Below are 11,776 nucleotides of genomic sequence, written 5' to 3'. Positions count from 1 at the left end.
TCTCGCGAGGTCACATCCGCGGGAGCGCCGCAGGCGACATCTCGAAGAAAAACGCTGTCGCAGAAAGCAATTCGTGCCAGCGCGCAATTTTGTTGAGTAGTTTTCCTGTCGCTACCGGAGCCGCCACTCTGTCTACCGGCGCCCAGCACTCTATGTCCGGGCCCTGACTACGCTACCCGCTTCATAAGCCGGACAACAGGATTGAAATCCACAACGCTCTGGATCATGCACTCGACCGGGACCGTTTAGTCACCTGGTCAGAAACAGCTGGCGCACAGATGTGTCTGCCCCATGCCAAAGCGAAGTTTGGAGGACCGGTGAGTATCAATCCGTTCGACGACGGTATACGGCGCTCACCTTCGACCGATTCTCCGCCGCCGATCGGTACCACACCGGTCACTCCGGTCGCCGTGATCGGCATGGCCTGCCGGCTTCCCGGGGGCATCGACTCCCCGGAGCAGTTGTGGGAGGCGCTGTTGCGCGGCGACGACCTGGTTACCGAGATTCCGCCCGACCGCTGGGACGCCGACGAATACTACGACCCCGAACCGGGCGTGCCGGGTCGGTCGGTATCACGGTGGGGCGCATTCATCGACGACGTCGCCGGCTTCGATCCCGAGTTCTTCGGGATCAACGAGCGGGAAGCGACCGCGATGGATCCGCAGCATCGGCTGCTTTTGGAGACCTCATGGGAGGCCATGGAACACTCCGGTCTTACCCGGGAGCGGCTCGCCGATTCGCTGACCGGTGTGTTCATCGGATTGACGCATGGCGACTACCAGTTGCTGGCTGCCGACGCGCACTCGGTGGAGGGGGCGTACGGCTTTTCCGGAAGCAACTTCAGCCTGGCTTCCGGGCGCATCGCCTATGCCCTGGGTGTCCACGGTCCCGCATTGACCGTGGACACCGCATGTTCCTCCGGCCTGACCGCGATCCACCTGGCCTGCCGCAGCCTGCATGAGGGCGAAAGCGACCTTGCCCTGGCCGGCGGTGCCACGCTGGCGTTGGACCCGCGGAAATTCTCCGCCGGGTCGGCCGAGGGCATGCTGTCGCCGACCGGGCGTTGCCACGCCTTCGACGTCGCGGCCGACGGATTCGTGGGCGGCGAGGGCAGCGTCATGCTGCTACTCAAGCGGCTGTCCGACGCGCTCCGAGACGGTGATCGGATCCTGGCCGTGGTGCGGGGTACAGCCGCCAACCAGGACGGTCATACGGTGAACATCGCCACACCGTCGAAGTCCGCGCAGACGGCGGTCTATCAGGCGGCTTTAGCCGCCGCAAGTGTGGACGCCCGAACGGTCGGCATGGTCGAGGCTCACGGCCCGGGCACCCCGGTGGGTGACCCGATCGAATACGCCAGCCTGGCCAACGTCTACGGCATCGACGGCCCCTGCGTGCTGGCGTCGGTGAAGACCAACTTCGGTCATGCGCAGGCGGCCTCCGGCGCGCTCGGGATGATGAAGGCGATCCTCGCGCTGCAGCATGGTGTGGTTCCCCGGAATCTGCATTTCACCCGGCTGCCCGATGACCTTGCCAAGATTGACACGAAACTCTTTGTGCCACAACAGACTACGCCGTGGGTCACTAACGGGCACCACCCGCGAAGGGCGGCGGTGTCGTCGTACGGGCTGTCGGGAACCAACGTGCACGCCATCGTGGAACAGGCACCTGAACAGGCCCTCGAACCCGTCATGCCCGAACCTGCCTCAGTCGAATCGTCGACGAAACCACTGATGTTCCCGCTGTCGTCCACCTCGGCCGACGGACTGCGCCGCACCGCCGGCCGGTTGGCCGACTGGGTGCGAGCACATGACGATCTGGCGTTGCCCGATTTGGCCTACACCCTGGCGCGGCGGCGCACGCACCGCCCGGTACGCACCGCAGTCATTGCCGGTGACCGCGACGGGCTCATCGAGGCCTTGCAGGAAGTTGCCGACGGCGACACTCCGTATCAGTCCGCGGTCGGACAGGACGACCGCGGACCTGTCTGGGTGTTCTCCGGGCAGGGTTCGCAATGGGCGGCGATGGGAGCAGACCTGCTGGCGACCGAACCGGTGTTTGCCGACACCGTTGCGAAAGTCGAGCCGCTGATCGCCCGGGAGTCCGGATTCTCGGTTACCGCAGCGATGTCGGCGCCGCAGACGGTGGCCGGCCAAGACCGGGTCCAGCCGACGCTGTTCACCATGCAGGTCGCGCTGGCCGCCACGATGAAGGCATACGGAGTGCGCCCCGGTGCGGTCATCGGGCACTCCCTCGGCGAGGCTGCCGCAGCTGTCGTCGCCGGTGCCATATCGCTGGAAGACGGGGCGCGCGTAATCTGCCGTCGCTCGCAGCTGATGTCCCGCATCGGCGGTGCGGGTGCCACAGCATCGGTGGAACTGCCCGCGCAGCAAGTGCTTTCGGAGCTTACGGCTCGTGGCGTCAACGACGTTGTGGTGGCGGTTGTGGCCTCGCCGCAATCCACGGTGATTGCCGGTGCCGCGCACACGGTTCGCGACCTGGTGACGGCCTGGGAGCAGCGCGACGTGATGGCCCGCGAGGTCCCCACGGATGTCGCCTTCCATTCGCCTCAAGTCGATCCGATCATGGGCGAGCTGATCGAGATACTCGCCGAGATCAGCCCGATGACACCGGACGTTCCCTACTACTCGGCCACGCTGTTCGACCCGCGTGAGCAGCCGGTGTGCGATGCCCGCTATTGGGCGAACAACATGCGCCGGATGGTGCGGTTCGCCACGGCCGTCCAGGCGGCTTTGGAGGATGGCTACCGGGTCTTTGCCGAACTGGCTCCACACCCCCTACTTACCCGCGCCCTCGAGCAGACCGCCCGCAGTCGCGAGATGCCGATGGCAGCTTTGGCCGCCATCCGCCGTCAACAAGCGCTTCCCTACGGGCTGCACGGCTTTATGGCGGATCTACACAATGCGGGAGCCGCGGTCGATTTCTCGGTGCTCTACCCGAGTGGGCGGTTGGTGGACGCGCCGCTACCCACCTGGACGCACCGCCGGCTGTGGTTGAACGGCAGCGGCCCGGAATCCCCGACACCTGGTGGCTGCGCCGTTTCGGTGCATCCACTGCTGGGCTCGCACGTGCACGTGCGGGAGGAACCTGAGCGTCACTTGTGGCAGGGCGAGGTGGGCACCGCCGCTCAGCCCTGGCTCGCCGACCACCAGATCCGCAATGTGGTGGTGCTTCCGGGGGCCGCGTACTGCGAGATGGCGTTGGCGGCCGCGCGCACCGTAGTGGGCGAGGCCGCCGAGGTTCGTGACATCCGCTTCGAGCAGGCGCTGCTGCTCGACGAGCAGACCCAGGTCGGCGCGTCGGCGTCGTTGTCGTCGCCGGGCGTCGTCGACTTCACCGTGGAGTCAAATCAGCGCGGCGAACGGGCACGGCACGCTGTCGCAGTTCTCCATGCCGCAGAGGATGAGCAACCACCCGCGTACGACGTGTCCGCGCTACTCGCCGCGCATGCGAGCTCCGCCGATGGCGACGAGGTGCGCATGCGCATGGACCGTCGTGGCGTTCAGTACGGTCCCGCGTTCTCCGGGCTGGGCGCCGTCCACATCGGCGAGGAGGCGACTGACACCGTCTTGGCCGAGGTGGCACTGCCCCGCCAAATCCGTTCGCACCAAGCTCTTTACGGCGTACACCCCGCATTGCTGGATGCGTGCTTTCAGTCGGTTGAGGCCCATCCGGACGTCCAGGCCCTGGGCGAAGGGGCGCTGGGGTTGGTGTTGGGTATCCGTCGACTCCGCTGCTACGGCGCCGCCCGCAACGTCCACTACTGTTTCACCCGGGTGACCAAAGCCGACACTTCCGGGGTCGAGGCCGACATCGACGTGCTCGACGAGCACGGGGCGGTGCTGCTCACGGTAGCGGGGCTACGCGTGGGTGCCAGCGCATCCGAGAGCGGCAACAAAGACCGGGTGATGGCCGAGCGGCTGTTGACCATCGAGTGGCGGCAACGAGAATTGCCCGAGGCCGACCACACCGACGCCGGAAGCTGGCTGCTGATCGGCACTACCACCACCGCGGATGTGGCGGCCAGCGCGCTGGCCGACGCCCTGAAAAACCATGGGGTGCACTGCACCACGATGTCCTGGCCGCGGCAGGCCGACCACGCCTCCAGCGTGGAACAGCTTGGAACTCATTTGCGTACCGGTGGATTCACCGGTGTGGTGATCCTCACCGGACCGAAGAACGGCGACGTTGACGAGCAGTCTGCGCGTGTTGGCCGCGACTATGTGCAACATCTGGTGCGCGTTGCCCGCGAGTTGGCGGACTTTCCGGGCGAACCGCCGCGCATGTACGTCGTGACCCGCAACAGCCAAACCGTGGTGTCCAACGACGTGCCCGACCTGGGGCAGGCCGGGCTCCGCGGCCTGGTCCGGGTAATCGGCATGGAACACCCGCATCTGGGCGTCAGTCAGATCGATGTGGATGAGACGACCGACGTCGACCAGCTGGCACGGCAACTGCTCGGCGGGTCGGAGGAGGACGAGACGGCCTGGCGAAACGGCGCGTGGTACACCGCGCGGCTGTGCCCTGCTCCGCTGCTGCCTGAGGAGCGGCAAACCGCCGTCGCCAACCACGAGTGCGACGGCATGCGTCTGCAGATCCGTACGCCCGGTGACTTGGAGTCACTCGAACTCGTTGCCTGCGACCGTGTTCCACCGGGGCCGGGACAGATCGAGGTCGCGGTGAGCGCGTCCAGCATCAACTTCGCCGACGTTCTCGTCGCGTTCGGTCGATACCCCGCTTTCGAGGGGCGGCTACCACAGCTGGGCACTGACTTCGCCGGCGTGGTGACCGCCGTCGGGCCCGACGTGACCGACCACAAGGTGGGCGACCGTGTCGGGGGCCTGAGCGCCAACGGTTGTTGGGGTACCTTCCTCACCTGCGACGCGCGCCTGGCCGTCACGCTGCCGGCCGGCCTGGCCGACGACCAGGCGGCGGCGGTGACTACCGCGCACGCCACCGCCTATTACGGCTTGCATGAGCTGGCCCGAATCGGGGCCGGTGATCGGGTGCTGATCCACTCTGCGACCGGTGGGGTTGGGCAGGCGGCAATTGACATCGCCCGGGCCGCGGGAGCCGAGATCTTCGCCACCGCCGGCAGCGAGGACCGTCGACAATTATTGCGCGACAGGGGCATCGAGCACGTGTACGACTCGCGAAGCGTCGAGTTCGCCGACCTGATACGTCGCGACACCGACGGCTATGGCGTGGACATCGTGCTCAACTCGGTTGTCGGGGCCGCCCAGCGCGCGGGCGTCGAATTGCTGGCGTTCGGTGGACGATTCGTCGAAATCGGCAAACGCGACATCTACGGCGACACCCGACTGGGGCTCTTCCCGTTCCGGCGCAATCTGACGTTCTATGCACTCGACCTGGCGTTGATGTCGTTCAGCCACCCGGACAAGTTGCGGGACCTGCTGAACACGGTGTACCGGCTTACCGCGGACGGCTCGTTGCCGATGCCGGAGAGCACGCACTACCCGCTTGCCGATGCCGCCACCGCGATTCGGGTGATGAGTGGCGCCCAGCACACCGGCAAACTCGTGCTCGACGTCCCGCACACCGGCCGCAGCCGCGTGGTGGTGCCACCGGCGAAGGTGGGGGTCTTCCGCGGCGACGGCGCCTACATCATCACCGGCGGGCTGGGGGGCCTGGGGCTGTTCTTGGCCGAGAAGATGGCTTCTCCCGGTTCCGGGGCCGGCTGCGGGCGGATCGTGTTGTCCTCGCGTTCGCAACCAACTCCCGAGGCGCTGGCGGTGATCGAGCGCATCCGGGACACCGGTGCCGACGTCGTGGTGGAGTGCGGCGACATAGTCGAGGCCGGTACTGCGCAGCGGTTGGTGGCCACGGCGACCGCCACCGGGCTTCCAGTGCGCGGTGTGTTGCATCTGGCGGCGGTGATCGAGGATGCCACACTGACCAATATCACCGACGAGCTCGTCGAGCGTGACTGGGCGCCAAAGGTTTACGGTGCGTGGAACTTGCACGAGGCCCTTCAAGAAGCCACCGCCGAGCAGCCGTTGGACTGGTTCTGCTCGTTCTCGTCGGCCGCCGCGCTGGTGGGGTCACCCGGCCAGGGCGCCTACGCCGCGGCCAACAGTTGGCTGGATGCCTTCACCCGCTGGCGCAGGGCCCGGGGTTTGCCGGCCACCGCGATCGCGTGGGGTGCCTGGGCGCAGGTAGGACGCGGCACCGCCCTGGCCGAAGGCGCCGGCGTCGCCATAGCTCCCGACGAAGGTGCCTATGCCTTCGAAGCGCTGCTGCGCCACGACCGCGCCTGCACCGGCTATGCCCCGATGATGGGCGCACCGTGGTTGACCGCTTTCGCCCAACGCAGTCCCTTCGCCGAAGCGTTCCGCTCCGACGGGCAAAACTCCACCGGCACAAGCAAACTGCGTGCCGAACTGGATGAGCTGGCTTTGGACGAGTGGCCCACCCGGCTGCGGCGGCTGATCTCGGATCAGGTCAGCCTGATCCTGCGCCGCAACGTCGATCCCGACCGTGCGCTGTCCGAGTACGGCCTCGACTCGCTGGGCGGCCTCGAACTCCTTACCCGCATTCAGACCGAAACGGGCGTACGCGTGACGCCCGCCGACATCGCCACCATCGGCACCATTCGCGGTCTGGCGGATCTGCTGTGTGAAAAGTTGGCGCCCGCGGACGCCGCCCTGAAAGCTGAGAGGGTTTGAAAGATGGCATCTGATCACATGATCACCCGGAAGTCGGCTCCCGAAAACCGGGACTTCTTCACGGAGAAGTCGCTCGTCGATGACCCATACGACTATTACGACGCGATCCGTCGTTGCCCGGTATGGCGTGAGCCCGCGCACGGTGTGGTGATGGTGTCCGGGTACGACGAGGCTCTGGCGGTTCAACGCGACCCCGAACAGGCCTTCTCGGTCTGCAATATCGTCAGCGGACCGTGGTCGGGGATTCCGACCAAAACCGACAGCGATGACATCTCGGATCTGATTGAGCGGCATCGCCAGGGGGTCACGTTCGGCGACTACTTTCTGACGTTTGATCCTCCGAAGCACACGGCCCACCGCTCGCTGCTGAGCCGGTTGTTCACGCCGAAGCAGCTGAAGAACAACGAGGACTTCCTTTGGCGCCTGGCCGACGAGCAACTCAACCGCTTCGTCGCGAAAGGCAAGTGCGAGATGGTCATTGACTACAACTTCCCCTTTACGCTCGACGCGATCACCGACTTGCTCGACGTGCCCGAGGCCGACCGTGAGCGGTTCCGCCGCGCTGCGTATGCCAGCAGGCTCGAGGGCGACCGCAGCGGTTTCGTCGGTGTGAAAGAGGAGTGGTTCGTCGAATACGTCGAAGAGCGGAGGCGCGAGCCGCGTGACGATGTCCTCACCGAGCTTGCGCTGGCGAAGTTTCCCGATGGCACGACACCCGACGCGCTTGATGTCGCCCGCGTCGCCACCTTCATGTTCGCCGCCGGCCACGGCACGACGATCGATCTGCTGAGTCTCTCGCTGCTCACGCTGGCAGAGCGACCGGACTTGCAAGAACAACTGCGCGAGGACAATTCAAAGATCAGCGCCTTCATCGAGGAGATGCTGCGCATCGAAAGCCCGATCAAAACGAATTTCCGTCTGGCGCGGCGTACCACCAAGATCGGCGACGTCGATGTGCAAGCCGGTACCAGCGTACTGGTGATGAACGGTGCGGCAAACCGCGATCCGCGGCGGTTCGACCATCCCGACGAGTTCCGCCTCGGTCGCCCGAACATATTGCATCACATGGCATTCGGACGCGGTATTCATACGTGCCCGGGTGCCCCGATTGCGCGCGCCGAAGTGCGGGTGAGCTTGGAGCGAATCCTCAACCGGATGGCCGACATCCGGCTTTCAGAGGCCGAGCACGGCCCGCCGGGCGCTCGTCGGCTCATCTGGGACCGCACCCCACTGTTCAGGCGCCTCAAGGAATTGCACCTCGAGTTCACTCCCATTCAGGAGGTATCCAAAAATGGCCATGCCAATGTTGACTAGATTGGCTGTCGGGGCTTGCGGCCTGGCATTGTCGCTGACCGCTGGGGCCGGCCTCGCATCCGCCGATCGCGATCTGAGCCCGTTTGTCAATACAACCTGCAACTACGACCAGGTGCAAAAGGCGCTGCAGGCGGCAGATCCTCAAGCCGCCGCACAATTCAACTCGTCGCCGGAGAGCGTCTCGTTCCTGCGTCAATTCCTCGCCTCGCCGCCGGGCCAGCGCCAGCGGATGGCCGAGATGCTTGCCAGCCAGCCGGGGGCTGACCAGCAGTTCGGACTTGTCTTGCGGGTCTTCAGCACCTGCAACAACTACTGAGCACATCCGCCCCCACCTCCGACCACCGCTAACCTTTTGGAGTTCTTTGTGGCCACCCTCATCGAAGGTTTCCCGCTCGTCAGCACGCTGCGCGATGCAGTGTTCCTGTCGGCAACTGTCAGCGAGATCGAAAGGCTGACTCCAAGAATGCGCCGCATCCGGTTCAGCGGCGCACGACTGCGGGACCTGACCTGGACGCCAGGTCAGCAGGTGCGGCTGAAGGTCGAGAGTCTGCGTGAATCCTGGTCACGGCTGCACCCGTACCCCGTGGTACGCACATACTCCATTTACGATGCCGATCCCGACCTTGGCACACTCGACATCGTGATGTTCGATCACGACGGCGACCCGCAGGCCGCGACACCCGCCAGACGCTGGGCAACGGCGACCTCCCCCGGAGATCATGCCCACATCACCCGGCCCCAAGGCGATTTCGTCATACACCAGGACGCGCCCTACCACGTGTTCGCCGGCGAAGAAACCGCCTCGGTCGCGTTCGCCGCGATGCTTCGATCTATGCAACCGACCGCCGAGGTTTACGGAGTGACCGAGGCCGCCACCCACACCGACCACCTTCCCCTGGCCCGACCCCTGAGCCGGGTGGAGCGCGGCGACGCCCCGGCCGCGAACTCCGCGGTGCTCGCCGACGCCGTGCGCACCCTCCCGCTGCCGGACTATCCCGGTGTCGCCTACCTCGCGGGCGAGGCGCGCACCATCCAAACCTTGCGGAAAATACTGGTCGTCGAACGTGGTTGGGATCGGCGCCAGATACGCACCAAACCCTTTTGGACCCCCGGCCGCAGCGGCATGGAGTGATCATGGTTGAGACGTCCATTTCGGATTTGCTGTGTGAACGCGCCAGCTTGCAGCCCAATGACACGGCGTTCACCTTCATCGATTACGAGCAGGACTGGAACGGGATCGCCGAAAGCCTGACCTGGTCGCAGCTGTATCGGCGCACGGTGAATGTTGCGCGGGGGCTTCAGCAGTGCGGGTCGACGGGTGACCGCGCCGTCATAATGGCCCCGCAGGGGCTCGATTACATCGTGGCGTTTCTTGGCGCATTGCAGGCGGGACAGGTCGCGGTTCCACTTTCGGTTCCGCTGGGTGGCGTCAGCGACGAGCGCGTCACTTCGGTGCTGCGCGACGCGTCGCCGACTGTCGTTCTCACCACGTCACCCGCTGCGGAAACCGTTGCCGAGTATGTCAAGTCGGAGTCGGGCGGACCTGTTCCATCGGTCATCGAGGTTGACCTGTTGGACCTGGACGCCAGGCCAGGATCCGTCGCCGGGAACGGGAATCACACAGATCTGGCATACCTCCAGTACACGTCCGGGTCTACCCGTCAACCGGCCGGGGTCATGGTCTCGCATCGCAACCTGCTGGCCAATTTCGGGCAGGTGATGTCCGACTTCTGTGTTGATTACGGGGGAGTCGCTCCACCAGACGCGACAATCGTGTCGTGGTTGCCGTTTTACCACGACATGGGTCTGGTACTGGGAGTGTGTTTGCCCGTTCTGGGCGGAATTCGCGCTGTGCTGATGAGCCCGGTGTCGTTTCTGCAGCGGCCGGCCCGGTGGATGCAATTGCTGGCCAGGGAGAGTCACTCATTTTCGGCGGGGCCCAACTTCGCTTTCGAATTGGCGGCACGCAAGACATCGGACGAGGACATGGCCGGACTGGATCTGGGGAACGTGCTGGTTATCCTCAGCGGTAGTGAACGGGTGCATCCTGCGACGTTGCGGCGGTTCACCGACCGGTTCGCACGTTTCAATCTGCCCGAGACCGTGATTCGGCCGGGTTATGGGCTCGCAGAGGCAACGGTGTACGCGTTGACCCGCACGCCGGCGCAACCGCCCAAAATCGTCCACTTCGAATCCGAGAAGCTCGCCACCGGCACCGCGCAGCGATGCGAAAGCCCCACCGGCACACCGCTGATCAGTTACGGGACGCCGCGCTCACCGGTGATTCGTGTCGTCGACCCCGACACCAGGATTGAGTGCCCGCAGGGAACCGTCGGTGAGATCTGGGTGCACGGTGACAACGTCGCCATGGGCTATTGGCAAAAGCCCGAAGAGACCGAACGTACGTTCAGCGATCGGCTTGTCAGCCCGTCGGCCGGCACGCCCGAAGCGCCGTGGCTGCGAACCGGGGACTCAGGATTCTTCTTCGACGGCGAGCTGTTCATCATCGGCCGCATCAAGGATCTGTTGATTGTCTACGGGCGTAACCACTCACCCGACGACATCGAAGCGACGGTCCAGGAGATCACCCGGGGTCGGTGCGCGGCGATAGCGGTTCCGCAAGGGGGTACGGAAAAACTTGTCGTCATCGTCGAGGTCAAGAATCACGGCGCGTCCCACGAAGAGAAGGCGAACAAGTTCGCTGTCGTCGAGCGCGAAGTCACGTCGGCGGTGTCCAACTCGCACGGCGTCGGCGTCGCGGATCTGGTTGTGGTGGCGCCCGGTTCGATCCCGATCACCACGAGCGGCAAGGTTCGGCGAGCCGCGTGCGTCGAGCGGTACCGGCAAGGCCAGTTCGCCCGCTTGCACGCCTAGGGTCTGGCAGGCGCGATCATCCCGCCTTAGGCGTGGGTCATTGCTGAGCGAAAGCTCGATGGACGCCGTTCGCTATTCGGGTTCGTCTGTGGCCGTTTCCGCCGTGCCCCAATGCTTTCCAACTGGACGCCAGCAGAACTCATTGGTGCCCTCGCGGTGCCAGAGGTAGGTGTCGATATTACCCAAGCTGGTGCGCGTCACGAAGTTCCACACCGGATAGTCTGGTGAAGTTGCTTTTCGGCGCAGCGTACCTTCGCTTTGGGCAGCGGAATCGGTGGGCGAAGCCGGCTCGACCTCGGCCGCGCTGCGGCGGATCCCGATGGCCCTGGCCGCGATCCGTGCGCCCGCCGCACCCCGCCGCTGCATATTGGACGCAATGGCGCGTGCCGTGCTGTCCAGTTCCTGATAGTCGAGCTGATTATGTTTTTCCGGGCCAGTGGAATCGTCGACTGGCGATGGGACCGGACCGTCTTGTGTCATCCGGAGGTCCTCCGGCAACATGCTCGAGTACATGTCATGCCCGGAGCCTATGGTCGCGGCGACCGCTCTCACGGACGGTACACGCCAAGTAGAGTAGTGCGAAGGCTCAGTTAGGGTAGTAGCAATTAACCAACCAGAAAATTACCTTGCGGTTTCTTGTGTGTTGCGGGTTGGTATCCGTCCCATGGGCGCTATCCCGGCGACGATCGGCCTGTCGTCGTGGTAATGCCCCCGCCGATTGATGCCCGGGTGGGGGCGAAAGGGCAACCTCACGACGGATCACCGCGACCGGAGGTAAGTCTGGCATCAAAATACCCAGTGGTGTCACGTCCTTTCGCATTGGTGCTGAGCCCCAACGTTTTTCGACATGCGGAGCCTCCTGCGCCGCGCCGCTTTGCACG

Annotated in this window: 6 protein-coding genes; 5 read left to right on the top strand and 1 reads right to left on the bottom strand. The window is 65.1% G+C overall.

Going from position 1 to position 11,776, the window contains the following annotated elements:
* Nucleotides 1-419: 419 nt before the first annotated feature.
* Genes pks2 through ACIUM1_RS01355 form a run of 5 tightly spaced genes read left to right on the top strand, consistent with a single transcriptional unit; the run spans nt 420 to nt 10,895 of the window.
* A complete protein-coding gene (pks2, locus tag ACIUM1_RS01375; protein ID WP_406817892.1) occupies nt 420-6,707 on the top strand; it encodes a sulfolipid-1 biosynthesis phthioceranic/hydroxyphthioceranic acid synthase in 6,288 nt (2,095 codons plus the stop codon).
* A 3-nt stretch (nt 6,708-6,710) separates the two neighbouring features.
* Nucleotides 6,711-8,021: a cytochrome P450 gene (locus ACIUM1_RS01370; RefSeq protein WP_406815528.1), complete on the top strand. Its 1,311-nt coding sequence runs from the start codon at nt 6,711-6,713 to the stop codon at nt 8,019-8,021.
* Nucleotides 7,999-8,337, top strand: a complete 339-nt coding sequence (locus ACIUM1_RS01365) for a hemophore-related protein (protein ID WP_406815527.1) — start codon at nt 7,999-8,001, stop codon at nt 8,335-8,337. Before ACIUM1_RS01370 ends, ACIUM1_RS01365 begins: the two co-directional genes overlap by 23 nt.
* A gap of 48 nt (nt 8,338-8,385) precedes the next feature.
* Nucleotides 8,386-9,153 (top strand): siderophore-interacting protein, encoded by a 768-nt coding sequence (locus ACIUM1_RS01360; protein ID WP_406815526.1) that lies wholly within the window; start codon nt 8,386-8,388, stop codon nt 9,151-9,153.
* 2 nt (nt 9,154-9,155) lie between these two features.
* A complete protein-coding gene (locus ACIUM1_RS01355) occupies nt 9,156-10,895 on the top strand; it encodes an AMP-binding protein (protein ID WP_406815525.1) in 1,740 nt (579 codons plus the stop codon).
* 72 nt (nt 10,896-10,967) lie between these two features.
* Here ACIUM1_RS01355 and ACIUM1_RS01350 read toward each other — a convergent pair whose 3' ends face one another.
* A complete protein-coding gene (locus tag ACIUM1_RS01350) occupies nt 10,968-11,375 on the bottom strand; it encodes a hypothetical protein (RefSeq protein ID WP_406815524.1) in 408 nt (135 codons plus the stop codon).
* Between the last annotated feature and the right edge of the window lie 401 nt (nt 11,376-11,776).

This window comes from Mycobacterium sp. M23085 (assembly GCF_045343915.1).
GTDB lineage: Bacteria > Actinomycetota > Actinomycetes > Mycobacteriales > Mycobacteriaceae > Mycobacterium.
This window is presented reverse-complemented; position numbering and strand designations above follow the sequence as displayed.

Excerpts from the sequence above, each read along its gene's own strand:
- ACIUM1_RS01355 (WP_406815525.1), top strand. The coding sequence starts at position 9,156 with ATGGTTGAGACGTCCATTTCGGATTTGCTGTGTGAACGCGCCAGCTTG.
- ACIUM1_RS01370 (WP_406815528.1), top strand. The coding sequence starts at position 6,711 with ATGGCATCTGATCACATGATCACCCGGAAGTCGGCTCCCGAAAACCGG.
- ACIUM1_RS01350 (WP_406815524.1), bottom strand. The coding sequence starts at position 11,375 with ATGACACAAGACGGTCCGGTCCCATCGCCAGTCGACGATTCCACTGGC.
- pks2 (WP_406817892.1), top strand. The coding sequence starts at position 420 with ATGGCCTGCCGGCTTCCCGGGGGCATCGACTCCCCGGAGCAGTTGTGG.
- ACIUM1_RS01365 (WP_406815527.1), top strand. The coding sequence starts at position 7,999 with ATGGCCATGCCAATGTTGACTAGATTGGCTGTCGGGGCTTGCGGCCTG.